This is a genomic window from Phocaeicola barnesiae DSM 18169 = JCM 13652 (assembly GCF_000374585.1).
Lineage (GTDB): Bacteria > Bacteroidota > Bacteroidia > Bacteroidales > Bacteroidaceae > Phocaeicola > Phocaeicola barnesiae.
In genome coordinates this window covers 189335-214473 of record NZ_KB894649.1, presented here as the reverse complement: position 1 = coordinate 214473, position 25139 = coordinate 189335, and the positions used below count along the sequence as shown (strand labels likewise).

The 25139-nt window shown below is 46.1% G+C and carries 21 protein-coding genes and 1 rRNA gene; 20 read left to right on the top strand and 2 right to left on the bottom strand.

The window, feature by feature from the left end; all coding sequences use genetic code 11:
* Positions 1 to 8: 8 nt before the first annotated feature.
* The 16 genes from rrf (at position 9) to C510_RS16915 (ending at position 19302) form a co-directional block, all read left to right on the top strand.
* A 5S ribosomal RNA gene (gene rrf / locus C510_RS0109035) occupies positions 9 to 117 on the top strand.
* A gap of 456 nt (positions 118 to 573) precedes the next feature.
* Positions 574 to 1164 (top strand): hypothetical protein, encoded by a 591-nt coding sequence (locus tag C510_RS0109025; RefSeq protein ID WP_018711021.1) that lies wholly within the window; start codon positions 574 to 576, stop codon positions 1162 to 1164.
* Positions 1165 to 1173: 9 nt separating this feature from the next.
* Positions 1174 to 2013, top strand: coding sequence for a DUF2764 family protein (locus C510_RS0109020; protein WP_018711020.1), 840 nt, complete (start codon positions 1174 to 1176; stop codon positions 2011 to 2013).
* Positions 2014 to 2028: 15 nt separating this feature from the next.
* Entirely contained in the window at positions 2029 to 3786 is a 1758-nt protein-coding gene (locus C510_RS0109015; RefSeq protein WP_018711019.1) for a V-type ATP synthase subunit A, read from the top strand.
* Between the two features lie 32 nt (positions 3787 to 3818).
* The gene (locus tag C510_RS0109010) at positions 3819 to 5138 is read left to right on the top strand and encodes a V-type ATP synthase subunit B (RefSeq protein ID WP_018711018.1); all 1320 of its coding nucleotides are present in this window, start codon (positions 3819 to 3821) and stop codon (positions 5136 to 5138) included.
* Positions 5139 to 5156: 18 nt separating this feature from the next.
* Complete coding sequence (locus tag C510_RS0109005) at positions 5157 to 5762, top strand: V-type ATP synthase subunit D (RefSeq protein WP_018711017.1); 606 nt, start codon at positions 5157 to 5159, stop codon at positions 5760 to 5762.
* On the top strand, positions 5759 to 7564 hold the full coding sequence (locus tag C510_RS0109000) for a V-type ATP synthase subunit I (RefSeq protein WP_018711016.1): 1806 nt from the start codon (positions 5759 to 5761) through the stop codon (positions 7562 to 7564). The genes C510_RS0109005 and C510_RS0109000 overlap by 4 nt, the downstream gene beginning before the upstream one ends.
* Positions 7565 to 7684: 120 nt before the next feature.
* Positions 7685 to 8146, top strand: coding sequence for a V-type ATP synthase subunit K (locus C510_RS0108995; RefSeq protein WP_018711015.1), 462 nt, complete (start codon positions 7685 to 7687; stop codon positions 8144 to 8146).
* A 323-nt stretch (positions 8147 to 8469) separates the two neighbouring features.
* The gene (locus tag C510_RS0108990) at positions 8470 to 10152 is read left to right on the top strand and encodes a glycosyltransferase (protein ID WP_022339770.1); all 1683 of its coding nucleotides are present in this window, start codon (positions 8470 to 8472) and stop codon (positions 10150 to 10152) included.
* A gap of 13 nt (positions 10153 to 10165) precedes the next feature.
* Positions 10166 to 12733 carry an alpha-glucan family phosphorylase gene (glgP, locus tag C510_RS0108985; protein WP_025892392.1) on the top strand — a complete coding sequence of 856 codons (2568 nt, stop codon included), beginning with the start codon at positions 10166 to 10168 and terminating at the stop codon, positions 12731 to 12733.
* A 173-nt stretch (positions 12734 to 12906) separates the two neighbouring features.
* Positions 12907 to 13632, top strand: a complete 726-nt coding sequence (locus C510_RS0108980; RefSeq protein WP_022339772.1) for a NigD1/NigD2 family lipoprotein — start codon at positions 12907 to 12909, stop codon at positions 13630 to 13632.
* Between the two features lie 162 nt (positions 13633 to 13794).
* Positions 13795 to 14472 (top strand): response regulator transcription factor, encoded by a 678-nt coding sequence (locus C510_RS0108975; protein WP_018711011.1) that lies wholly within the window; start codon positions 13795 to 13797, stop codon positions 14470 to 14472.
* The gene (locus tag C510_RS0108970) at positions 14469 to 15737 is read left to right on the top strand and encodes a sensor histidine kinase (RefSeq protein WP_018711010.1); all 1269 of its coding nucleotides are present in this window, start codon (positions 14469 to 14471) and stop codon (positions 15735 to 15737) included. The genes C510_RS0108975 and C510_RS0108970 overlap by 4 nt, the downstream gene beginning before the upstream one ends.
* Positions 15738 to 15846: 109 nt before the next feature.
* Positions 15847 to 16284 (top strand): PepSY-like domain-containing protein, encoded by a 438-nt coding sequence (locus C510_RS0108965; protein WP_022339773.1) that lies wholly within the window; start codon positions 15847 to 15849, stop codon positions 16282 to 16284.
* A gap of 218 nt (positions 16285 to 16502) precedes the next feature.
* Complete coding sequence (locus C510_RS0108960; protein WP_018711008.1) at positions 16503 to 17879, top strand: MATE family efflux transporter; 1377 nt, start codon at positions 16503 to 16505, stop codon at positions 17877 to 17879.
* A gap of 160 nt (positions 17880 to 18039) precedes the next feature.
* Complete coding sequence (locus tag C510_RS16915; protein WP_018711007.1) at positions 18040 to 19302, top strand: BspA family leucine-rich repeat surface protein; 1263 nt, start codon at positions 18040 to 18042, stop codon at positions 19300 to 19302.
* Positions 19303 to 19443: 141 nt separating this feature from the next.
* On the opposite strand, the gene C510_RS0108950 is transcribed toward C510_RS16915, so the two are convergent.
* Together C510_RS0108950 and guaA are read right to left on the bottom strand one after the other, a co-directional pair.
* Positions 19444 to 20061, bottom strand: coding sequence for a YdeI/OmpD-associated family protein (locus C510_RS0108950; RefSeq protein WP_018711006.1), 618 nt, complete (start codon positions 20059 to 20061; stop codon positions 19444 to 19446).
* 219 nt (positions 20062 to 20280) lie between these two features.
* The gene (gene guaA, locus C510_RS0108945) at positions 20281 to 21834 is read right to left on the bottom strand and encodes a glutamine-hydrolyzing GMP synthase (RefSeq protein WP_018711005.1); all 1554 of its coding nucleotides are present in this window, start codon (positions 21832 to 21834) and stop codon (positions 20281 to 20283) included.
* Positions 21835 to 22198: 364 nt separating this feature from the next.
* Here guaA and C510_RS0108940 point away from each other — a divergent pair, with 364 nt between their 5' ends.
* The 4 genes from C510_RS0108940 to C510_RS0108925 all read left to right on the top strand — a co-directional run bounded on the left by C510_RS0108940 (position 22199) and on the right by C510_RS0108925 (position 25112).
* A complete protein-coding gene (locus C510_RS0108940; protein WP_018711004.1) occupies positions 22199 to 23035 on the top strand; it encodes an SDR family oxidoreductase in 837 nt (278 codons plus the stop codon).
* A 38-nt stretch (positions 23036 to 23073) separates the two neighbouring features.
* Positions 23074 to 23745, top strand: coding sequence for a dihydrofolate reductase family protein (locus C510_RS0108935; protein WP_022339004.1), 672 nt, complete (start codon positions 23074 to 23076; stop codon positions 23743 to 23745).
* Positions 23746 to 23751: 6 nt separating this feature from the next.
* Complete coding sequence (locus C510_RS0108930) at positions 23752 to 24387, top strand: flavodoxin (RefSeq protein ID WP_025892390.1); 636 nt, start codon at positions 23752 to 23754, stop codon at positions 24385 to 24387.
* Between the two features lie 236 nt (positions 24388 to 24623).
* Complete coding sequence (locus tag C510_RS0108925) at positions 24624 to 25112, top strand: flavodoxin (RefSeq protein WP_025892389.1); 489 nt, start codon at positions 24624 to 24626, stop codon at positions 25110 to 25112.
* Positions 25113 to 25139: the final 27 nt, after the last annotated feature.

The window sequence follows — 25139 nt, the reverse complement described above, 5'->3', positions numbered from 1 at the left end:
AAAGGTATTCAGGTGACTATAGCACGAAGGTTCCACCTCTTCCCATTCCGAACAGAGAAGTTAAGCTTCGTCACGCCGATGGTACTGCGCAAGTGGGAGAGTAGGTAGTCGCCGTCTTGAGGCCCCGGATTCCGCAAGGAGGTCCGGGGCTTTTTTTGTGTCCCGTCGTGCCGTCGGTCCGCCGGACGCCCCGCACGGCCTTCCGCCGTGAATCCTCCCTCGCCGGGATTTATCCTTCACGGTGAAACATCCCCCTTCACCGAAAATGCCTTGTATACCAGGCTGCTGCCTGGCTTGTGAAGGCGTGAAGTCTGTTTCCGGAAACACTTCTGTAAGAAAATCTGTCTATACATGTTCATGTATTTCTTTAAAATTGGTTGTTCAGGAAAATTGAATGGCCTCCTTCGTATTTTGTGTTAGAATTTCATCGAAAAGACTCATGGAATATATAATATGTGAAAAATCGTTGGTTGTTGTGAATTTTCTGATGGAAAATGAATTGTTTTGTTAGGTTGTTTTAGTATATTTGAGGACCTTAAAAAAGGAAAACTAAATTTATTAATAGATTTAATCATGGAAAACAAGATTCAGGAGCTTACTGATAAGATTTATCGTGAGGGTGTAGAAAAAGGTAACGCAGAGGCACAGCGACTGGTCAGTGAAGCCCAAAAGGAGGCGCAACAAATGATTGAAGCGGCTCGTAAGGAGGCAGAAGCCATTCTTGCCGAGGCTCGGAAATCGGCTGATGAAATGAAAGAAAATACGCAGTCTGAGCTGAAGCTGTTTGCCGGACAAGCACTCAATGCCTTGAAGACAGAAGTGACCAACCTGCTGACGAATGAGACAGTTACAGAAGCTGTAAAGGGCTTTACTGCCAACAAGGATTATTTGAACAAGTTTATTGTAGCATTGGCTATCCGGTGGTCTGCCAATGAACCGATTGTCATTTCCGTACAGGATGCTGACGCTTTAACCAAGTACTTTACTGCAAACGCTAAAACATTATTGGATAAGGGTGTAAAAATTGAGCAGGTGAATGGTATCAAGACTTTGTTCTCCATCGCTCCTGCTGATGGCTCTTATAAGGTGAACTTTGGCGAAGAGGAATTTGAGAACTATTTCAAGGAATTCCTTCGTCCTCAGTTAGTAAAAATGTTGTTTTAACGTAGTGTTATGAGTACTTATTATTATCTGGTGGCCGGCTTGCCTGATATATCACTTGAGGATGGCAAGTTGAGCTATACAGTAGACAGCTTTAAAACGGAACTTTATCCTGAACTTTCGGTGAAGGACAGGCAGATTATCGACCTGTTCTATCTGAAGTTTGATAATGAAGACCTGCTGAAGTTGTTGAAAGACAAAGATGCACGGGTTTCTGGGCGCGGAAACTTTTCATCCGAGGAGTTGCTGCAGCTCATCGACGCGGTTCGGGAAGGTGATACTCCCGACAGCAGATTCCCTACTTATCTCTACGATTTCATTTCCCGCTATTTTACTTTGTCCCCTGATGAACTGTACAGTGCACAGGATTTGTTGGCGGCTGCATATTATGCTTATGCGATGCAGTGCAGCAATCGCTTTGTGTCGGGATGGTTTGAGTTCTCATTGAATCTCAACAATATTCTGGCAGCGTTGTCGGCCCGTAAATACAAGTTGGATGTCGACAATGTAGTGGTAGGCGATACAGAGGTGTGCGAGCAGTTGCGGACATCGAACGCCCGTGACTTCGGCTTGAACGAAATGCTGGATTATTTTGACAGCATCCAACGGGTGGCGGAAGTGGAAGAATTGGTGGAACGTGAAAAGAAGGTGGATTTGTTGAAGTGGAAATGGTTGGAGGATGAATCATTCTTCCATTATTTCACCATCGAACGTCTGTTTGTCTTCCTTCTGCAACTGGAAATGATTGAGCGTTGGATTGCATTGGATAAAGAAAAGGGTAATGAACTATTCCGTGAACTGATTCAGAACTTGAAGAATGAAGTTCAGATTCCTGAAGAATTTAGAAAATAGAAAAACAAGAATAGAATGGCAACAAAAGGAACTGTTTCAGGTGTAATCGCCAATATGGTTACACTGACTGTTGATGGTCCGGTAGCACAGAATGAAATATGCTACATCAAGACCGGAGGCGACCGTTTGATGGCTGAGGTAATCAAGGTTGTCGGCCAGAATGTATATGTTCAGGTGTTTGAAAGTACACGTGGACTGAAGGTCGGTGCCGAGGCTGAGTTTACGGGCCACATGCTGGAAGTAACATTGGGTCCGGGTATGCTTTCGAAGAACTATGATGGTTTGCAGAATGACCTGGACAAGATGGAAGGTGTCTTCCTGAAAAGAGGACAATATACCTATCCGTTGGATAAGGAGCGTAAATGGCTCTTCAAACCGTTGGTGAAAGCCGGCGATGAAGTGGGACCGTCTGCGTGGTTGGGTGAAGTGGAAGAGAATCACCAGTTACTGAAGATTATGGTACCTTTCCAGTTGACGGGCACTTATCGTGTGAAGTCCATCGTTGGAGAAGGAGAATATACCATCGAAGATACTGTCGTTGTCCTGACAGGAAAAGATGGGGCAGAGATTCCGGTGAATATGATTCAGAAATGGCCGGTAAAGAAGGCGATGACCAACTATCTGGAGAAACCCCGTCCCTATAAATTGCTGGAAACCGGTGTACGTGTCATCGATACAGTCAATCCGATTGTAGAAGGTGGTACCGGATTTATCCCGGGACCGTTCGGTACGGGTAAGACTGTGTTGCAGCATGCTATCTCCAAACAGGCTGAAGCGGACATTGTAATCATTGCTGCCTGTGGTGAGCGTGCCAACGAGGTTGTGGAAATCTTTACCGAATTCCCGGAACTGATTGACCCGCATACCGGACGTAAGTTGATGGAACGTACCATCATTGTCGCCAATACTTCAAACATGCCGGTTGCAGCTCGTGAAGCATCTGTATACACCGCTATGACTATGGCGGAATATTATCGTGCCATGGGGTTGAAGGTGTTGCTGATGGCCGACTCCACTTCCCGCTGGGCACAGGCTTTGCGTGAAATGTCCAACCGTATGGAGGAACTTCCGGGTCCGGATGCTTTCCCGATGGATATTTCTGCCATTATTTCCAACTTCTATGGCCGTGCAGGGTATGTGCAGCTGTATAATGGCCATACCGGTTCCATTACCTTTATCGGAACTGTATCGCCGGCGGGTGGTAACTTGAAGGAGCCTGTCACAGAAAACACAAAGAAAGTAGCCCGTTGCTTCTATGCATTGGAGCAGGAACGTGCAGACCGTAAACGTTATCCGGCTGTGAACCCGATTGATTCCTATTCCAAATACCTGGAATATCCGGAATTTGAAGAATACATTACAGAACGTATCAACAATGAATGGATTGGAAAGGTAAACGAATTGAAGACCCGTCTATTGAGAGGTAAGGAAATCGCCGAGCAGATCAACATTTTGGGTGATGACGGTGTACCGGTGGAATATCATGTCATTTTCTGGAAATCTGAATTGATTGACTTCGTTATCCTGCAGCAGGATGCCTTTGATGAAGTTGATTCAGTGACTCCGATGGAACGTCAGGAAGAGATTGTAAACCAGATTATCGATATCTGTCATACCGACTTCGAATTCGATAACTTTGTTGAGGTTATGGATTATTTCAAGAAGATGATCAATATCTGCAAGCAGATGAACTATTCGAAGTTCAGATCGGAACAGTATGTCGAGTTCCAGAAACAACTGAAAGATCTGGTTGCCGAACGGAGTGTGAAATAATCGGATTTGTTTAAACTATACACAGTACGATAATGGCAACAAAAGCATTTCAAAAGATATATACAAAAATCAGCCAGATTACAAAGGCTACCTGTTCGTTGAAAGCGACCGGGGTAGGTTATGATGAACTGGCTATGGTAAACGGCAAACTTGCCCAGGTGGTGAAGATTGCCGGTGATGAAGTGACACTTCAGGTGTTCGAGGGTACAGAAGGTATTCCTACCAATGCGGAAGTGACATTCTTGGGCAAGTCACCTACATTGAAGGTCAGTGAACAGTTGGCCGGACGTTTCTTCAACGCTTTCGGTGAACCGATTGACGGGGGACCGGAAATCGAAGGAACGGAAGTCGAAATCGGTGGTCCGTCTGTAAATCCGGTCCGTCGTAAACAGCCGTCCGAACTGATTGCTACCGGTATCGCGGGTATCGACTTGAATAATACACTGGTATCCGGTCAGAAGATTCCGTTCTTTGCCGACCCGGACCAGCCTTTCAACCAGGTAATGGCTAACGTAGCCTTGCGTGCAGAGACCGATAAGATCATCTTGGGTGGTATGGGTATGACGAACGACGACTACCTGTACTTCAAGAACGTGTTCTCGAATGCCGGTGCATTGGACCGTATCATCAGTTTTGTCAATACAACGGAAAATCCGCCGGTAGAACGTCTGTTGATTCCGGATATGGCATTGACTGCCGCAGAATATTTCGCTGTGGAGCATAACGAGAAGGTGTTGGTCTTGCTGACCGATATGACTTCTTATGCCGATGCCTTGGCCATCGTGTCAAACCGTATGGATCAGATTCCGTCGAAGGACTCCATGCCGGGTTCTTTGTATTCCGATTTGGCGAAAATCTACGAAAAGGCTGTGCAGTTCCCTTCAGGCGGTTCCATTACCATCATTGCCGTGACTACATTGTCTGGTGGAGATATTACTCACGCTGTACCGGATAACACAGGTTACATTACCGAAGGTCAGTTGTTCCTGCGTCGAGACAGCGATATCGGTAAGGTCATTGTCGATCCGTTCCGTTCATTGTCACGTCTGAAACAGCTGGTAAGCGGTAAGAAGACCCGTAAGGATCATCCGCAGGTTATGAATGCGGCTGTACGTCTGTATGCCGATGCGGCGAATGCGAAGACCAAGATGGAAAACGGTTTCGACCTGACGAATTATGACGAACGTGCTTTGGCTTTTGCCAAGGATTATGCTAACCAGTTGCTGGCTATCGATGTCAATCTGAATACGACTGAGATGCTTGATGTGACCTGGGGCTTGTTCAGCAAGTATTTCAAGCCGGAAGAGGTAAACATCAAGAAAGAGTTCGTAGACCAGTACTGGAAGAAGTAATATTTTATCATTAATGCGATGGCTATAAAATTTCAATATAATAAAACTTCGTTGCAGCAGCTTGAAAAGCAACTCAAGATTCGCGTGCGTACGCTTCCTATCATCAAGAACAAGGAAAGCGCGCTTCGTCTGGAGGTGAAGCGGTGTAAGACCGAGGCTGCTGAACTGGAGGAGCGTCTGGAGAAACAGATTCAGGCGTATGAGGCCATGTTCGCACTCTGGAATGAATTCGACGCTTCACTCATCCGGGTGAAGGATGTTCATTTGGGCGTCCGTAAGATAGCCGGAGTCCGGGTCCCTTTGTTGGAGACCGTGGACTTTGAAATCCGTCCTTACAGCGTTTTCTGCAGTCCGAAATGGTATGCCGATGGTATCCATATTCTGAAGAAGCTGGCAGAGACCGCTATCGAACGGGAGTTTACGCTCGCCAAATTGGGATTGTTGGAACATGCCCGCAAGAAAACGACTCAGAAGGTGAATCTTTTCGAGAAGGTACAGATTCCCGGTTATCAGGATGCTTTGAGAAAGATTAAACGTTTCATGGAAGACGAAGAGAACCTGTCGAAGTCTTCACAGAAGATTCTGAAGTCTATCCAGGAGAAGAGAAAGGAGGCTGAGGTATGATTGCGAAAATGAAAAAACTGACTTTCCTGGTCTACCACAAAGAGTATGAGACTTTCCTGACCAGCCTGCGTGATCTGGGATTGGTTCATGTGACCACACGTGCACAGGGAACCGCCGAAAATGCAGAACTTCAGGAAGCCATCCGTCTGACCGGCCGCTATTCGGCTGCCGGAAAATACCTGCAGCAGTTGATGGTGCCTGCCCAGCCGCACGAAGGAAATGTCCAGAAAGGTGTGGAGGCTTTGGAGACAATAGAACGTCTGCAGGCAGAACTCCAGCAGTTGTCACAGCGTATACAGGCTGTAGAAAAGGAGATTACTGTCATGGAACCGTGGGGAGACTTCGCTCCGGAGTCTGTCGACCGCTTGCGTGATGCCGGTTACCGCATTGATTTTTATCAGTGCTCGGAAAAACAGTTCTCCGAGGAATGGATAGACCTGTATCATGCTACTCTTATCAATCGGGAAGGATCGAAACTGTTTTTTGTAACGGTTACTCCGGTAGGTGAAGAGGTGGAACTGGAAGTGGAGGCTGTCAAGTTGCCTGCCGGTTCGTTGAGTGCGCTGAAAAATCGTCGACAAGAGATGTTGCGCCAACAGGAGGCATTGCAAGAGCAGCTGAAACAGTTGGCAGCAACGGCTTTGCCGGATTTACAGGCTGCACAGCATGATGTGCAGACCCGGATAGAGTTCTCTAAAGTCGTGTTGAGTTCGGATGCCGTGGCCGACAACAAACTGATGTTGCTGGAAGGTTGGGCACCGGTAAAGGCAATCGATGAAATCCAGCAGTTCTTGTCAGCCCAGGAAGCTTATTATGAAGTGAGCGATCCGACACCGGAAGACGATGTGCCAATCTGTTTGGATAACAAAGGCTTCTTCCGTTTGTTTGAACCGATTATGCGTCTGTATATGCTTCCGAAGTACAATGAATTGGATTTGACTCCGTTCTTTGCTCCTTTCTTCATGCTGTTCTTCGGCTTGTGTCTGGGGGATTCCGGATATGGTCTGTTCATGGTGCTTGCTGTAGCCGTATATCGGATGGTAGCAAAGAAGATTGAACCGTCCATGAAGTCCATCCTTACCTTGGTACAGATCCTGGGCTTATCGACGATGGTATGCGGTCTGCTGACTGGAACCTGTTTCGGTTTCAATCTCTATGATATCCACATACCTTTCTTCCAGCGCCTGAAGGATGCTGTTTATCTGGATAACCAGCAGATGTTCAACCTCTCGTTGATTCTAGGTGGTGTACAGATTATCTTTGGTATGATTCTGAAGGCCGTCAATCAGACAATCCAGTTCGGTTTCAAGTATGCGGTAGCTACGGTGGGCTGGCTGATTATTCTGGTAAGTACTGCCTTGGCATTCGCTGCTCCATCTGTTCTGCCGATGGGAGGTACTGTACACCTGGTTTTCCTGGCCATTGGTGCACTGATGGCTTATCTGTACAACAGCCCGGACAAGAATGTCTTTGTCAATTTCGGCCTGGGATTGTGGGATACTTACAACATGGCTACCGGTCTGTTGGGTGATATCCTTTCTTACGTCCGTCTGTTCGCTTTAGGCTTGTCTGGAGGTATTCTGGCCAGTGTGTTCAACAGTCTGGCTGTGGGAATGAGTCCGGATAACATCATCGCCGGTCCGATTGTGATGGTATTGATATTCCTTATCGGACATTCCATCAATATCTTCATGAATGTGCTGGGAGCGATGGTTCACCCGATGCGTCTGACCTTTGTGGAATTCTTCAAGAATGCCGGTTACGAAGGCGGAGGAAAAGAGTATAAACCTTTTAAGAATTAAAGGAAAATAATATCAATTGATCAAAAACAAGGGCATGCACCTTTCTCCGGGCTGTCCGCATCGCTTGACGATGTTGAAGGAGAGAACGAATACATTGTATAAAAATTAAAATTTATAATTATGGAAATGAATCTTTTGATTGCCTACATCGGCATCGCAATTATGGTAGGTTTGTCTGGTATCGGTAGTGCTTATGGTGTAACTATCGCAGGTAATGCTTCTATCGGCGCTTTGAAGAAGAACGATAGCGCTTTCGGTAATTTCTTGGTTCTGACAGCTCTTCCGGGTACACAGGGTCTGTATGGTTTCGCCGGTTACTTCATGTTCCAAAGTATCTTTAATGTATTGACTCCCGAAATCACCGGTATTCAGGCTTGTGCCGTATTGGGTTCCGGTATCGGTCTGGGCTTGGTAGCTCTTTTCTCTGCTATCCGTCAGGGTCAGGTTTGTGCCAACGGTATCGCTGCTATCGGTCAGGGTCATAATGTATTCGGTAATACGTTGATTCTTGCCGTATTCCCTGAATTGTATGCCATCGTTGCTTTGGCTGCAACCTTCTTGATGGGTTCTGCTTTGGCATAATCGTCTTTATTCATTCATATTGCGCCGGGAAGTCTGGAAAGACTTCCCGGCGTTGTTTGTCTGGAGGGGATGTTTGGGGAAGGTATTCTGTGGCTAGGACTTTATCGGTTTGTGGGGGTTCTGGCTGGATATAGAGACTTTAGGCTGTGCAGATTTGTGTAAATAAATTATGTTGATTCGTAAATAATGTTATTTGTGTAGTGTCTTACTTTTTTTTTAGAATCAGTACATACAAAATCTTTGTGTAAGAAAATCGTCTGAATTTCTTCTTGTATTTCAATGTTTTTTGTATCTTCGCAGCCGATTAGAAAATACTATAAATGATGATGAAACAGCTTTTGAAGCCTGATTATATCTTCGAATCAAGCTGGGAAGTCTGTAATAAGGTAGGAGGAATCTATACCGTTCTTTCTACACGTGCCAAGACACTGCAGGACAGTTATCCCGACAAGCTTTATTTTATTGGTCCGGATGTATGGTCAGGTAAGGAAAATCCTCTTTTCGTAGAGGATGATGCTTTGCTGAAAGCATGGCGCGAACACGCTTTACAAGAAAGTGGGCTGAAAGTGAGGGTCGGAAGGTGGCAGGTGCCTGGTTCTCCGATTGCGATTCTGGTAGATTTTACTCCCTTCTATGCACAAAAGAATGACATCTATACACAGGCGTGGATAGATTTTCAAGTTGATTCTCTGCATGCCTATGGAGATTATGATGAAGCGTCCATGTTTTCTTATGCTGCCGGAAGAGTAGTCGAGAGTTTCTACCGTTATCATTTTACCGCAAAAGATAAAGTCATTTATCAGGCGCATGAATGGATGACCGGTCTGGGAGCTCTGTATATCAAAAAACACGTACCTGAAATTGCTACCGTGTTTACTACTCATGCCACTTCTATTGGCCGTTCCATCGCTGGTAATAACAAACCTTTGTACGACTATTTATTTGCATACAATGGCGATCAGATGGCTCGTGAGCTGAACATGGAATCCAAACATTCCATCGAAAAACAGACCGCTCACAATGTAGATTGTTTCACCACTGTCAGTGAAATCACAAACAATGAATGTAAGGAATTGTTAGACAAACCGGTCGATGTCGTTTTGCCCAATGGCTTTGAGGATGATTTCGTACCGAAAGGTCCGGCCTTTATGGCTAAACGGAGAAAGGCCCGTAAGGCCATGCTGACATTGGCTAACAAACTTTTAGGTGAGGAATTTTCTGATGATACATTGGTGATCGGTACCAGTGGACGTTATGAATTCAAGAATAAAGGAATCAATGTCTACCTGGAAGCTTTGAACAGGCTGACACGTGACAAGAACTTGAACAAGAAAGTCTTGGCTTTCATCAACGTACCGGGATGGGTAGGTGATGCCCGCGAAGACCTGGTAGAACGCTTGAAGAGCAACAAGAAGTTCAATACTCCTCTTGAAGTACCTTTCATTACTCATTGGTTGCATAACATGAGTCATGACCAGGTATTGGATATGTTGAAATACCTGAACATGTCAAATGGCCCGGAATCGAAGGTGAAGGTGATTTTCGTTCCTTGCTATCTGGACGGTCGGGATGGAATCATCAATATCCCTTACTATGATCTGATTATCGGTAATGACTTGAGCGTATATCCGTCTTATTACGAACCATGGGGGTATACTCCGCTGGAAAGTGTCGCTTTTAAGGTTCCTACCATCACAACAGATTTGGCCGGTTTCGGTCTGTGGGTAAACTCAATCTTGGGCCATGCCGGTACCTTGAAGGATGGCGCGTCTGTCATTCACCGTACCGATTACAACTATTCTGAGGTGGCTGATGCCATTCGGGATTCGATTACTGAATTCTCTCATTTGTCAGATACAGAAATCAAGAAGATTCGTGAGAAGGCGGCTGCAATAGCCGAAAAGGCACTGTGGAAACATTTTATACAGTACTACTATGAAGCGTATGATGTTGCTTTACGCAACATGCAGAAACGCATTTCTTCTGCTAATAAAGATAATGATTAACCTTTTTTGAAATATGAAAGTTAGAACTAATTATGTTAACAATCCGGTTTGGAGAGAAGTAACTGTCAAATCACGTATTCCAGAATCTTTGCAGATGTTGCAGGAATTGGCACATAACATCTGGTGGTCTTGGAACTATGAAGCTACAGATATGTTCAAATCACTGGATCCTGAAATCTGGAGTCTGGTAGGACAGAACCCGGTTGCATTCCTGGAACGCTTGAACTATGAGAAATTGGAAGCCCTTTCTACCAATAAGGAAGTATTGGATAGAATCAACAAGGTTTATACCAAGTTTAAAGCTTATATGAGCGAAAAACCGGACAGCAGCCGTCCGTCAGTCGCTTATTTCTGTATGGAATACGGCTTGACTCATGTCCTGAAGATTTATTCAGGTGGTTTGGGTATCTTGGCCGGTGACTACATGAAGGAAGCTTCCGACAGTAACGTAGATATGTGCGGTATCGGTTTCCTGTATCGTTACGGTTATTTCAGCCAGAGCTTGTCAATGGACGGACAGCAGGTGGCTAACTACGAGCCTCAGAACTTTGCCAGCCTGCCATTGGAACGCGTAAGCGATGAAAACGGTAAACCGTTGGTTCTGGATGTTCCATATCTGAACTATTATGTACATGCATACGTATGGCGTGTGAATGTTGGTCGTGTTCCTTTGTATCTGTTGGATACAGATAACGAAATGAACAGCGAGTTCGACCGTCCTATTACTCATCAGCTGTATGGTGGTGATTGGGAAAACCGTCTGAAGCAGGAAATCCTGCTCGGTATCGGTGGTGTATTGCTGTTGAAGAGACTGGGTATCAAGAAGGATGTTTATCATTGCAACGAAGGACATGCTGCTTTGTGTAACGTACAGCGTCTGTGCGATTATGTAGAAAGTGGTATGACATTCGACGAAGCATTGGAAGTTGTTCGTGCTTCTTCATTATATACTGTACACACTCCGGTTCCTGCCGGTCACGACTATTTCGATGAAGGTCTGTTCGGTAAGTACATGGGTGGATATCCGCAGCGTATGGGTATCTCATGGCAGGATTTGATGGATCTGGGCCGTATCAATCCGGGTGATTCCAATGAACGTTTCTGTATGTCTACTTTCGCTTGCAACACTTGTATGGAAGTAAACGGTGTAAGCTGGTTGCACGGAAAAGTTTCTCAGGAAATGTTCTCCGGTATCTGGAAGGGCTATTTCCCGGAAGAAAACCACGTAGGATATGTAACAAACGGTGTACACTTCCCGACTTGGTGTGCTTCTGAATGGCAGAAACTTTATGCTAAGCATTTCGACAAGAACTTCCTGAAAGATCAGTCTAATCCGAATATCTGGGAAGCTATCTACAATGTACCTGATGAAGAGGTTTGGAAGACTCGTGTCGCTTTGAAGAACAAGTTGATCGATTACATCCGTCAGCAGTTCCGCGATACATGGTTGAAGAACCAGGGAGATCCTTCACGTGTCGTTTCATTGATGGACAAAATCAATCCGAATGCGCTGTTGATCGGTTTCGCCCGTCGTTTCGCTACTTACAAACGTGCTCACTTGTTGTTTACTGACCTTGACCGTTTGTCTAAGATTGTCAACAACCCGGATTATCCGGTACAGTTCCTGTTTGCCGGTAAGGCTCACCCGCACGATGGTGCAGGTCAGGGACTGATCAAGAAGATTGTAGAAATCTCTAAGCGTCCGGAATTCCTGGGTAAGATTATCTTCCTGGAAAACTACGATATGAAGCTGGCCCGTCGTCTGGTATCAGGTGTAGATATCTGGATGAATACTCCGACTCGTCCGTTGGAAGCATCAGGTACATCGGGTGAAAAGGCGTTGATGAACGGTGTTGTCAACTTCTCTGTATTGGATGGCTGGTGGTTGGAAGGCTACCGCGAAGGTGCAGGTTGGGCGTTGACTGAAAAACGTACTTACCAGAACCAGGAATATCAGGACAAACTGGATGCTACTACTATCTACAGCATCCTGGAAACTGAAATCCTGCCGTTGTTCTATGCCCGCAACAAGAAGGGTTATTCTGAAGGTTGGGTGAAGACCATCAAGAACTCTATCGCTCAGGTAGCTCCTCACTATACAATGAAACGTCAGCTGGACGATTATTACAGCAAGTTCTACTGCAAGGAAGCTGCTCACTTCAAAGAATTGGCCGCAAACGACTATGCTCGCGCCAAGGCTTTGTCCGACTGGAAGGAAGAAGTGGCTGCCAAGTGGGATGAAATCCAGGTTCTTTCTGTTGACAGATGTGCTGAACTTCAGCAGGGTCATGTAGAAAACGGAAAAGACTATACCATCACTGTTGTAGTAGACGAAAAGGGTCTGGACGATGCAATCGGTATCGAACAGGTAGTAACTTATACCAATAACGACGGTAAAGAATGTATCTATTCTGTAACTCCGTTGAAACTGGTTAAACGTGAAGGTTCTATCTATACCTTCGCTGTTACTCACAGCTTCTCGAATGCCGGTAGCCTCAAGGTGTCTTACCGTATGTTCCCGAAACATCCGGACTTGGCACACCGTCAGGACTTCTGCTATGTACGTTGGTTTGTAGGATAATCTATACGATTTTTCTATATTGATTGGGGGTGTATCGGAAACGGTACACCCCCAATTTTTTCATTGAAAATGTGTGTACCGGGTGTGAATTTTCTTAATAAATCTGAATTTCATGCAGTAATTACAGCAATTCTGTCTTTTGGAGGTAAAGAGATAATAAAATGATTCAGACTATGAAAGGACTAAAGTTTTATGTAGGTACTTTGCTGGTGGGAGCCTGCGGCTTGTTTCAAGGCTGCGATTCGGACGACGGCTTTTCGTTGGGCGATATCGGGCGTGATTGGGTGACGGTTCATGTAGAAGGAACAGGAGCTTATAGTTTTACGGGAGATACATGGGGTACGATGTGGCCGGCAGCTACGGCAATCTGGGGATACCGTCCGGTGGAGGGGCAGCGTGCCATACTCTATTTCAATCCGTTGTATGAGAATTTCCAGTCGTATGATTATGGTATCAAACCGGAATATATCTATGATATCCTGACGAAATCGGTAGAGAAACTGACTCCGGAAAACGAGGCCGAATATGGTAACGACCCGGCATACATCTCCGATGCCTGGATAGGGGGCGGCTACTTGAATCTGGTGTTTGCCCAGCATGTCCCGCAGAAAGAACCTCATCGGGTGAGTCTGGTACAGGCCACAGAGGAGTTGACGGACGACGGATACATCCAGTTGGAGTACCGCTACAACACTTATGGCGATACATTGGATGTACGTATGATTGAGGGAGCTGTAAGTTATAATTTGAATACCTTGGATCTGGAAAATGCCAAGGGGATCAAGTTGAAGCTGAACGATGCGGTGAAGGGAAGTCGTGAGGTGACATTTACCCGTATGGACGAAGATACACCTGAAGCTGCGAAAGAGATGGATTTTTCGCAGATGAATGCCCGATAAACGAAAGATCCGTTTTTATTTAAAGAGACTGTTTTGATGGACCGTTCCTGGGGTGACAGGCCCAGGGCGGAACAAACGATAAGATTTTTGTCTGTTCGTTTGTAAGAAATCAAAACAGTTTCTTATTTTTGTAGGGTTCCGATGGATTAAAAACAGACGTTTATGAAGATATTGATTGTTGAGGACGATAATGATTTGCGTGAAATCACGACAGCTTCGCTGGAGAAGGAACGCTATGTGGTGTCTCAGGCTCCCGATTACCGGACGGCACTCCTGAAGATAGAGGATTATGATTACGATTGTATTCTGCTGGACATCATGTTGCCCGACGGATCCGGATTGGATTTGCTGCATGAATTGCAGGCGTTGGGTAAACGTACCAATGTCATCATTCTTTCGGCCAAGGATTCGCTGGAAGATAAAGTGCAGGGGCTGGATTTGGGAGCGGACGATTACCTGCCCAAACCTTATCACCTGGCAGAACTTCATGCCCGTATCAAGAGCCTGTTGCGCCGTAACCAGCGGGAAGGCGAGCGGAAGGTCCAATACGGGAACATTGAAATCATTCCGGATTTATTCAAGGTGAAGGTGGCCGATAAAGAGGTGGAACTCAACCGTAAGGAATATGATATTCTGCTTTATTTCATGTTACGTCCGGGACGGCTGGTCAATAAATCCACATTGGCTGAATCCGTTTGGGGAGACCACATTGACCAAGTAGATAATTTCGACTTCATCTATGCACAGATCAAGAATCTGCGGAAACGCCTGAAAGAAGCAGGTGCAACGGCTGAGTTGAAGGCCGTGTATGGAGTCGGTTATAAACTGATAACGGAATGAAACTGTTCAAGCTTGCCATGTGGCGGATGGCGGCTGCCATGGTTGTGATTCTCACGGCATGGGCGGCCTTCTTCTACATGGCCGTCATGGAAGAAGTGAATGACGAGGTGGATGATTCTCTGGAAGACTATGCGGAGACCCTCATGATCCGTTCGCTGTCGGGCGAAGAAATGCCCTCGTCGAGTAACGGTTCGAACAACCAATATTACCTGTATGAGGTCACTGCCGAATATGCTGACCGGTATCCGCACATTACGTATCACGATGAGATGGTTTATATTGCGGAGAAGGAGGAGTACGAACCTGCCCGAGTTCTGATACAGATATTCCAGGCTGACGATGGTATTTACCATGAGCTGGTAGTCTATACACCTACGATTGAGAAACAGGACCTTCAGCGGGCCATGTTGGGTTGGATTGTTTTTCTATATGTATTACTCTTTCTGGCTATCTTGTCTGTCAATGCCTGGGTATTCCGGCGTAATATGAAGCCGCTGTATGTTCTGTTGGAGTGGCTGGACAATTATCGGCTGGATTCTCATTCCAAACCGTTGGAGAATCCTACCCGTGTCACTGAATTCCAGACGTTGAATGAGGCAGTCCTTCGTTCGATGGAGCGCAGTGAGGCCTTGTATGAGCAGCAGAAACTGTTTATCGGCAATGCATCGCATGAGATGCAGACTCCTTTGGCTATCTGCCGGAACCGTCTGGAAATGCTGATGGAGGATGAAACACTTACCGAAAAGCAGCTGGAAGAGTTGGCGAAAACTCATCAGACCCTGGAAAACCTTACCCGGATGAACAAGTCGTTGCTCATGCTTTGTAAGATAGAGAACCACCAGTTTGTAGATGTCCGTTCAGTTTGCCTGAACGAACTGATGGCTCATTATCTGGATACCTATCAGGAGGTTTACGGTTACAAGCGGATTCGGGTGCAGATGGACGAGCAAGGGAGTTTCCGTACAGATATCAGTGAATCGTTGGCCATTGTGCTGGTGACCAATCTGTTGAAGAATGCTTTTGTCCACAGTGTAGAGGATGGCGAGATTCGGATTCTCTTTACGGAGTCTGCTTTCAGTATCTCGAACGAAGGGGAGGGGGCCTTGGATGCCAACCGTATCTTCGAACGGTTTTATCAGGGGGCAAAGAAGGAAGGCTCTACCGGTCTGGGGCTGGCGTTGGTAAAATCCATCTGTCGGGTCAGTCAGTTGGAGATTTCCTATGCTTTCGAAGAAGGCCGGCATATTTTTTCAGTGAAAAAGTGATTTTTTTCGTAATCAGGCATCAGTTTTCAGTTTCTTTTCAGATTCCCTACCGATATTTGTCGTAGAAACTTAAAACAATATTTATTTACCTTTTAAAATACGATGCTTTATGAAACGATTCTTTTTAATGCTGATGTGTGTGTTCGCAATGTCTACAGTGGTAATGGCGGATAATGAAAAACCGATTCAGGTGGGTGAATTGCCGACAAAGGCACAGACTTTTATTTCTACGTATTTCAAGTCGCATAAGATAGCGCTGGCTAAAGTGGAAACAGAACTGTTCTCGAAGATGTACGATGTCATTTTCACTAACGGTGAAAAGCTGGAATTCGACAAATCGGGTGAATGGACTGAAATCAGTTGTAAGCAGACGGGTGTTCCTGCGCAGGTGATTCCTGAGGCTATCCGTACCTATGTAAAGAACAATTATCCGGATGCCAAGATCCTGAAAATTGAACGCGACAGAAAAGAATACGAAGTGAAACTTTCTAACCGTTGGGAAATCACTTTCGACAGCCAGATGCGCGTAATCGATATTGATGACTGATACATAACGACTTTTCCCGCAATGATTGATACCCTTTGAAAACGTCCTCATATTTTATACAAACCATGTCCTCATGTTTGAAGTGAAACGTGAGGACGTTTTTTTGTCCTTTCTATCGGTTGTTGCAGAATCGATAGGGTTATTTCACTTTTGTGAATGGATATGTTATCCGATTTTACTGTAACTTTGTCGCGGTTTTTTGATTAAGGTAACTAAAGATGGATAACAATGTGAGTAAGAAGCGTTCCCAAAGCAATGAGATAGACATGCTGAACGGACCGTTGTTGAAGAAAATTCTGCTGTTTGCTCTTCCGTTGGCGGCCAGCAGTCTGTTGCAGGAACTTTTTAATTCGGTGGATGTAGCGGTTGTGGGACACTTCGTCGGAAGTGAAGCCTTGGCGGCTGTGGGAAGCAACGCACCGGTGATCGGATTGCTCATCAATCTGTTCATGGGCGTTTCTATGGGAGCCTGTGCTGTCATTTCCAATCACATCGGACAGCAGGATGACAGAAGTATACGCCACGCTATCGATACCGTGCAGCTGGTGGCGGTTATCAGCGGCTTCTTTCTGCTGATATTGGGTCAGGTAGCCGCCCGACCGATACTGACTTGGATGGGTACACCTCCGGAGGTGCTGGATGAGGCTGTGACTTACCTGCGTATCTATTTCCTGGGCATGCCTTTTATCATGGCTTTTAACTTCGGCGCGGCTATTCTGCGGAGTATGGGTGATACACGCCGTCCACTGTATATCCTGGTTATGGCCGGCGTTGTCAATACCTTGCTTAATTTGTTGTTTGTCATCTGTTTCCGTATGGGCGTGGCTGGCGTGGCTGTAGCTACAGGTATCGCCAATGCGGTGAGTGCAACTTTAATCATACGGCTTTTACGTAAGGAGAAAGAACCGTTCCGGCTGCATTTCGAGAAGTTGAAAATCCACACCGGAGAATTGAGCCGTATGTTACGCATCGGAGTTCCTGCCGGTGTGCAGGGGATGATATTTTCCATCTCCAATGTCGTGGTACAGTCGTCCATCAACAGCTACGGAGCCGATGCGATAGCCGGTTCATCGGCGGCGCTCAACTTCGAGTATTATTGTTATTTCATTATCCAAGGTTTTAACGGGGCCGCTATCAGTTTCATCGCCCAGAACTATGGAGCCGGGAAAATGGATAGAGTTCATCGTATTTTCTGGATTTGCATGGGATCCTGTGTCGCTTTCTGTGCGGCTTTCAACTGGCTTTTTGCCTGGCAGGATGATTTCTTTCTGAACTTTTTCTCCAGTGTACCGATGGTACATCATTACGGAGCTATCCGTATGCACATTGTTCTGGCATTGCAGTTCATTGCCAGCAGTTACGAGATTGCCGGTTCTTCGTTGCGTGGCATGGGTAAATCGCTGACTCCTGCTGTCCTTACGGTTTTCGGTACCTGTCTGCTGCGTATCGTGTGGGTGTACGGAGTGTCACCGGTGTGGCGGGGATATGATATCCTGATGATGGTCTATCCGGTATCGTGGGTACTGACAGGTTTGCTGGTGCTTACGGCCTATTGGCTGACGGTTCATAAAAGAGGTGTGAAAGTAAGGCAGTAGTCCTGGAAGAGTCTCTGAATTGGTTAAAGAATTCCAAAATTGAATCATTCTGTTGATTAAGTCGGCTTTCTTTTATTTCTTTGGATATCTCTTTATGAGTGCACTGTTCAGTTAACCGATGGTGCACTTTCCAATTGGTATTTACAAAGAACAAGTTACTATGATTAAAAAATACAAGCCTAATTCTCTGCAGGAACTGAAGGAACTGGTGAGCGACAAGAGCGTTCACCTCGGCGACATCGACACTTCGCTGATAACGGACATGACGGAGCTTTTTAAAGACTCAACGCGCAAAAACTTCGATGGACTTGAAATGTGGGACACATCGAACGTGACTACGATGGAACGGATGTTTCACAGGGCGAAGTATTTCAACCATCCTATAGGGAATTGGGACGTCTCGTCTGTAACGAACATGGAGTGCATATTTTGTGGCTGCAGCAACTTTAATCAGCCGTTAGGGGATTGGGATGTCTCGTCCGTAACGAATATGGAGTCGATGTTCGGCACCTGCGGCAAGTTCAATCAGCCGCTGAACGATTGGGACGTCTCAAAGGTCCGGAAAATTTCGTGTATGTTCTGCGAAGCTGAAAGCTTCAACCAGCCGCTCGACCGGTGGAATACCTCTGAAGTCCGTGAAATGTCGTGGACGTTCGCCGGATGCACCAAGTTCAACCAAGATATCAGCTCGTGGGATACGTCGAATGCCACGGTGATGGAAGGAGTTTTTGAGAGGGCGGCGCGCTTCAACCAGCCTCTGAACACCTGGAACGTCTCCAACGTGCGGGATATGTTCCGTATGTTCGAAGGGGCGAAAAGTTTCAACCAGCCTATCGGCGCATGGAATGTTTCCGCTGTCACGAATATGAGACAGATGTTCTGGAGGGCCGCGGCGTTTAACCAGTCGCTTGAAAAGTGGAATGTCTCGAACGTGCAAAACATGCGCGAGATGTTCTGCGAAGCGTCGAGCTTCAACCAGCCGCTGAACGATTGGGATGTTTCAAACGTGCAGGATATGCGCGAGATGTTCTCCAAAGCCTCGAGCTTCAACAAGCCTTTGAGCAATTGGAATGTCTCGAACGTGCAGAATATGTACTGTATGTTCAACGAGGCGAAAAGCTTCAATCAGCCACTCGACCGCTGGGATGTCTCAAATACTAAGGATATGGCCTATATGTTCTGCAAAGCGACCTCGTTCCGGCAGCCGATAACGGCGTGGCGGCTGTGCGGCCAGTCTACGAAAGGGATGTTCCTCAGATTGCCGGACTACCGTGACATGGAGTCGCGCGTCATGTGTCTCACCCCTCATGACGAGGAAGCGATGAGATATGACTTGGAAGATATGATAGGAATATTCGGTGAGGAGGCGGTTCAGGACGCGCTACGGCTTTACGGCCCGAAATACGGTCTTAAGGAAGATTAGGTTCTGCTCCGATGTTATTTACCTGCTGATAAATAACATTCTGTAATGCTGTGTCACCCATTTTAGGGTGACACGATTTCAAAATATGCTCATGCGAAAGAAATATATCCATTGGGCAGTGTCAGTATTCAGTATCGTTCCCTATTCTGGAAACGTTGTCGTATATTTGTTTGCGTATGAAATTCCGTATTTCAATAGTCTTCCATTGTCATTCCATTCTCCGTAGAGAAGCCCTTTTCGGGTATTTTCTATGAATTTGTTCAGACGGCTTTCAAAAAGTTCGGGCTGATTTCTCTTGATTTGGATGGTATCAATCCTGATTCGCTTATATAAATCAGGGAACTGACAGAAGTTGTCCCACACTACCGGGTCGGATTGTAACCTTTGCAATATGTCTTTATCTATGGTAAAACCATTAGGTGACATATCCGGCAGGACGGCTCTTCCGGCATCGGTCATCAGTCCTAACCGTTCCATTCTGCGGCATCTCTCTTTGTTGAGTTCGGACCAATTGCTTCGTGGCTTTCGTGGACAAAGTTTCTGGGCTGTTACATCATCCGTTATTTTCTTAGTAGTACTGTCTATCCAGCCAAAACATAGGGCTTCTTCTACAGCGTCAATATACCAGAAAGTATTGTCATCTGTAGGTTTTCCACGTTTCACCACTACCCAGCATTCTTTCTCTGTTTTATGGTTCTGTATTAGCCATTCACGCAATTCGGCTCTTGATTTGACATCCAGTAAATTATGAATTTCCATTATCAGTTGTTTCAATTTGCATTTTACAATGTTAGCCTCCCCGTAAGATAGATTCGCAGATTGTTACCTGAAAAGCCTTCTCTTTCCATTTCCATTACATGTAAGAAGTCAAGATTCTTGTATAGAATGCTTGTCCGGATATCTATAAAATCGCCCCAACTCGAAACCAAGTTGGGGCGATTGGAATACCTTTTAAAAGGGCTATAAATAGGATTTAACTTATTCCCATTCGATTGTTGCAGGCGGTTTTGACGAGATGTCGTAGCAAACGCGGTTTACGCCTTTTACTTTGTTGATGATGTCGTTCGAAACCTTTGCCATGAATTCGTAAGGCAAGTGAGCCCAGTCGGCTGTCATGGCATCTGTACTGGTTACGGCGCGCAGTGCTACGGCACGTTCGTAAGTACGTTCATCGCCCATTACACCTACACTCTGTACCGGCAACAGGATTACACCTGCCTGCCATACCTGGTGATACAAGGCTGTTTCGTTGCCATCGGCATCTTTGGTCTTCCAGTCGCGGAGGCCCTGGATGAAGATGTCATCGGCATCCTGCAGAATACGTACCTTCTCGCGGGTGATATCGCCCAGGATACGTACAGCCAGACCCGGACCCGGGAACGGATGACGGGTAATCAGGTGTTCCGGCATACCCAGTTCACGACCTACGCGGCGTACCTCGTCCTTAAACAGCAGGCGGAGCGGTTCGCACAGTTTCAGGTTCATCTTTTCAGGCAGACCACCTACGTTGTGGTGACTCTTGATGACTGTACCGGTGATAGACAACGATTCGATGCAGTCCGGATAGATGGTACCCTGTGCCAACCATTTTACATCCTGTATCTTGTGAGCTTCTTCATCGAATACATCGATAAATCCTTTGCCGATGATTTTACGTTTACGTTCCGGTTCGGTGACACCTGCCAGTTCGGAGAAGAACTTTTCGCTGGCGTCTACGCCGATTACGTTCAGACCCAGGCATTCATAGTCGTGCAGCACATTCTTGAACTCGTTCTTGCGCAACATACCGTGGTCAACGAAGATACAGGTCAGGTTCTTGCCGATAGCCTTGTTCAGCAATACGGCTGCTACCGATGAGTCTACGCCACCGCTCAGACCCAGCACTACCTTGTCGTTTCCGAGTTGTGCCTTCAGTTCGGCTACAGTGGTTTCAATGAATGAAGCGGCGCTCCAGTCCTGTTTACCTCCACAGATGTCTACCACGAAGTTCTTCAGCAGCTGAGTACCGTCTTCTGTGTGGAACACTTCCGGGTGGAACTGTACACCCCACAGCTTTTCACCTTTTGCCTGGTAAGCGGCAACGGCAACCTTGTCTGTAGAGGCGATGATTTCAAAGTTTTCCGGAATGGCTGTGATGGTATCGCCATGGCTCATCCATACCTGAGAGTGTTCGCGGAAACCTTTCAGCAACGGGTTCTCATGGTCGAACTTGGCCAGATGGGCACGGCCATACTCGCGCGTATTGGCTGGTTCAACGCTTCCGCCGTTGGTATATGCCATAAACTGCGCGCCGTAGCAGATTCCCAGAATAGGGTATTTGCCGCGGATGTCAGTCAGGTCTACCTTGAAAGCCTTTTCATCGTATACAGAGAAAGGACTTCCCGAAAGGATGACACCGATAACCGACGGGTCGTTGTGAGGGAACTTGTTGTAGGGAACAATCTCGCAATACATGTTCAGTTCACGTACACGGCGGCCAATCAGCTGTGTGGTCTGCGAACCGAAGTCGAGAATAATAATTTTTTCCTGCATAAAGTTATTCGGGTTAAATGAATTCGTTTCTGCAAAGTTACGGAATTTCTATGGAAAATGCTAAGAGCCTGTTTAGATTTTATGTAGAAACTTCTTTTCTGTTTCTTATACCTTACATTTGTCACCATATAATACTTCGGAAGGATATGTTCGCAATAGGGTGTAAAGTTGCTTTTAGAGAAATTGGGGTCAGTTAGGTACATGGCTTGTTTAGAATTGTAGGGTATTGTATCATTATAAAATAACAGCAATTCGGGTAAATCAATCAGCGATTCATCTAACTCGTATCCGGAAGGACTTCCGTACTTTTGCTTTCGGAACGATAAGAAAAAGGTGATGTAATAGAGACAACTGGTTTTTGAGTATGAAGAAAGATATTATCATCTGGATGGGGGCCGGTCAGATAGGGCTTGCCATTGTCCGCCGGATTGCATCCGGAAAGAAGATTGTTATTGGAGATAGAAGCCTTGTGAACGCCCGGGCTGCTGCCGATGCCTTGAACGGCTCCGGATTTGATGCTGTAGCACTGGAGGCCGACCTTTCATCGCGCGAGTCCATTCTTTCACTCATTTCCGAGGCGTGTAAGTATGGAGATATCCGCTATCTGGTTAATTCAGCCGGTGTATCTCCCAGTCAGGCTTCCATCGAGACCATATTGAAGGTTGATTTGTATGGCACAGCCGTCTTGCTGGAAGAAGTAGGTAAGGTGATTGTCAGCGGGGGAAGCGGAGTGACGGTTTCCAGTCAGTCTGGGTATCGCATGCCGGCACTTACGCCTGAAGCGGACAGGCTGTTGGCCACTACACCTGCCGAGGAGCTGCTTGCTTTGGAAATGCTTCGGCCGGAGAACATCCGGGATACGCTGCATGCTTATCAGATGGCTAAACGGTGCAATGTGAAGCGGGTGATGGCTGAGGCCGTGAAATGGGGAGAACGGGGAGCCCGTCTTAATTCGCTGTCTCCAGGCATTATTGTTACTCCGTTGGCCATTGATGAATTTAACGGGCCAAGGGGCGGTTTCTATAAAAACATGTTTGCCAAGTGTCCTGCCGGACGCCCTGGAACCGCTGATGAAGTGGCGCATGTGGCAGAGCTTCTGCTGGAAGATAAAGGTGCCTTCATTACAGGCTCTGACTTCCTGATAGACGGAGGAGCAACGGCTTCGTATTTCTACGGACCGCTTCAGCCGAAAGAGAATTAAACTTTACATAATCTACTGATTCTGATAATTGAACAACGATGAGACCTTATATCATTTGTCACATGGTAGCTTCCATTGACGGGCGCATTGATTGTGCCATGGTTGAAAAAATAAGTGGAGACGAGTATTATTCAACGCTGGAGGAGTTGGATTGTCCTTCCCTTCTTGAGGGACGTGTAACGATGGAGCATTATAATGCTGCCAAAGAACCTTTCGTTCCAATCATTAACAAACCCGTAGGAAAATTCTGTACGTTTGTTGCCGAGGAATCGGATGCTTATATGGTATCTGTCGATACTTGGGGACGTCTGCGGTGGAAGTCAAATAATATTGAAGGAGTTCCGCTGATATGTATTGTCAGCGAAAAGGCCTCGGAGGAATATCTGGAGACTTTACGTCAGCAGGATATATCATGGATTGCCGTTGGAAAAGATGGTATCGACCTGGCGAAAGCCATGGAGGTACTTTATGAGCGGTTTGGCGTTAAGCGTCTGGGATTATTGGGTGGGGGACACATCAACGGCGGTTTCTTGGAAGCCGGACTGATTGACGAAGTCAGTCTTTTATTGGCTCCAGGTATCGATGGACGTACGGGGGAAACTTCCCTTTTTGATGGTATTTCCGATAAAGGCCGTATGCCGGTACAACTTCGTCTGGAACAGGTGAAGAAACTGAAGAATGATGTATTATGGATACGCTATAAACTATAGAGACTGATGAAACATATTTTATTTACTTTCATGCTGTTGCTTGCTTCGTTGGCCGGGCATACACAGCAGACAAATGAAAAATCAACAATGAACCGTATGGAAAACAAACCGAAAATTCTTGTCGCTTTTTTTTCTCGGGCAGACGAGAACTATGCCGTTGGCTATATTGAGAAGGGAAATACGCATATTGTGGCAGAAATGATTGGTGCGGAAACAGGGGCAGACTTATTCCACATTGAAACGGTAAATCCTTATCCGGCAGCGTATAATCAGTGTATTGAGGTAGCTAAACGGGAAAAGGAATCGAATGCTCGTCCGGAAATCAAAGGAGACAAACGAATCGAAGATTATGATGTGATTTTCTTGGGCTATCCCAACTGGTGGGGTGAGATGCCGATGGCTGTCTATACCTTCATCGAGAAACATGATTGGGAAGGAAAGACAATCGTTCCTTTCTGTACCCATGAAGGTAGCGGACTCTCTGGTACGGAACGTCGTATCCAGTCGGCTTGTACGGGAGCCAAGGTGCTCAAAGGACTGGCCGTAAGGGGAAGCGCTGCCCAACATGAACAGGAATCGGTACGTAAGTCTGTATCATCCTGGTTGGAAAAGTTCATCTTTAGGATGAAAATCTGGAAATGATGCCCATGGTCAGACCAGGGTGATGAACTCTTATTGGTTATCCGATGCGATTCTGATAGAATCTGCATCTTTGTCAGTCTCCATTCAAACTTGATGGGGACTGATTGTTTTGGAGGAATTGTATCTGTAATAGGGGTAAATAATCAGAGGATTGGTATACTTTGCCGTTCCTGAATATTTCTTACCTTTGTGTCAGAAGTTAAAAGACAATTGCGTAACAATGAAAAAAGAATGATATGAATAGTCAGAATGTTTTGGTCGCTTATTTTTCTTGTAGTGGTACAACGAGAAGAATGGCCGAAAAATTGGCCGCAGCGACCGGTGCTGATTTGTACGAGATTGTACCCGAACGTCCTTATACAGCTGCCGATTTGGATTGGAAAAACCGTATGAGCCGTACATCGGTAGAGATGCGTGACCCTTCTTCCCGTCCTGCTATTGCCGGTAGTCTTCCTGATATGCGTAACTATGAGATTGTGTTTCTTGGATTTCCTGTGTGGTGGTACATTGCCCCCACCATTATCAATACGTTTATAGAAGGGTGTAATCTGGCAGGGAAGAAGGTGTTACCTTTTGCTACTTCGGGTGGCAGTGGTATTGCCAATTGCGAGAAGAATCTTCGCTTGGTCTACCCGCAGATTGACTGGAAAGCCGGCAAGCTTCTGAACGGAAGTTTGTCAAAAGCAGAGATGGACGAGTGGTTGGAAAAAATAAATATCGGTTAAGATAACCGGTTCCACAGATTTTACAGA

What these genes read in the sequence shown, in the direction of transcription:
- C510_RS0108925 (WP_025892389.1), top strand. Translation starts at nt 24,624, where the DNA reads ATGAATAGTCAGAATGTTTTGGTCGCTTATTTTTCTTGTAGTGGTACA.
- C510_RS0108995 (WP_018711015.1), top strand. Translation starts at nt 7,685, where the DNA reads ATGGAAATGAATCTTTTGATTGCCTACATCGGCATCGCAATTATGGTA.
- C510_RS0109010 (WP_018711018.1), top strand. Translation starts at nt 3,819, where the DNA reads ATGGCAACAAAAGCATTTCAAAAGATATATACAAAAATCAGCCAGATT.
- glgP (WP_025892392.1), top strand. Translation starts at nt 10,166, where the DNA reads ATGAAAGTTAGAACTAATTATGTTAACAATCCGGTTTGGAGAGAAGTA.
- C510_RS0108960 (WP_018711008.1), top strand. Translation starts at nt 16,503, where the DNA reads ATGGATAACAATGTGAGTAAGAAGCGTTCCCAAAGCAATGAGATAGAC.
- C510_RS0108930 (WP_025892390.1), top strand. Translation starts at nt 23,752, where the DNA reads ATGAAACATATTTTATTTACTTTCATGCTGTTGCTTGCTTCGTTGGCC.
- C510_RS0108940 (WP_018711004.1), top strand. Translation starts at nt 22,199, where the DNA reads ATGAAGAAAGATATTATCATCTGGATGGGGGCCGGTCAGATAGGGCTT.
- guaA (WP_018711005.1), bottom strand. Translation starts at nt 21,834, where the DNA reads ATGCAGGAAAAAATTATTATTCTCGACTTCGGTTCGCAGACCACACAG.
- C510_RS0109000 (WP_018711016.1), top strand. Translation starts at nt 5,759, where the DNA reads ATGATTGCGAAAATGAAAAAACTGACTTTCCTGGTCTACCACAAAGAG.
- C510_RS0108970 (WP_018711010.1), top strand. Translation starts at nt 14,469, where the DNA reads ATGAAACTGTTCAAGCTTGCCATGTGGCGGATGGCGGCTGCCATGGTT.
- C510_RS0108990 (WP_022339770.1), top strand. Translation starts at nt 8,470, where the DNA reads ATGATGAAACAGCTTTTGAAGCCTGATTATATCTTCGAATCAAGCTGG.
- C510_RS0108935 (WP_022339004.1), top strand. Translation starts at nt 23,074, where the DNA reads ATGAGACCTTATATCATTTGTCACATGGTAGCTTCCATTGACGGGCGC.
- C510_RS0108950 (WP_018711006.1), bottom strand. Translation starts at nt 20,061, where the DNA reads ATGGAAATTCATAATTTACTGGATGTCAAATCAAGAGCCGAATTGCGT.
- C510_RS0109025 (WP_018711021.1), top strand. Translation starts at nt 574, where the DNA reads ATGGAAAACAAGATTCAGGAGCTTACTGATAAGATTTATCGTGAGGGT.
- C510_RS0108965 (WP_022339773.1), top strand. Translation starts at nt 15,847, where the DNA reads ATGAAACGATTCTTTTTAATGCTGATGTGTGTGTTCGCAATGTCTACA.
- C510_RS0109020 (WP_018711020.1), top strand. Translation starts at nt 1,174, where the DNA reads ATGAGTACTTATTATTATCTGGTGGCCGGCTTGCCTGATATATCACTT.
- C510_RS0109005 (WP_018711017.1), top strand. Translation starts at nt 5,157, where the DNA reads ATGGCTATAAAATTTCAATATAATAAAACTTCGTTGCAGCAGCTTGAA.
- C510_RS0109015 (WP_018711019.1), top strand. Translation starts at nt 2,029, where the DNA reads ATGGCAACAAAAGGAACTGTTTCAGGTGTAATCGCCAATATGGTTACA.
- C510_RS16915 (WP_018711007.1), top strand. Translation starts at nt 18,040, where the DNA reads ATGATTAAAAAATACAAGCCTAATTCTCTGCAGGAACTGAAGGAACTG.
- C510_RS0108980 (WP_022339772.1), top strand. Translation starts at nt 12,907, where the DNA reads ATGAAAGGACTAAAGTTTTATGTAGGTACTTTGCTGGTGGGAGCCTGC.
- C510_RS0108975 (WP_018711011.1), top strand. Translation starts at nt 13,795, where the DNA reads ATGAAGATATTGATTGTTGAGGACGATAATGATTTGCGTGAAATCACG.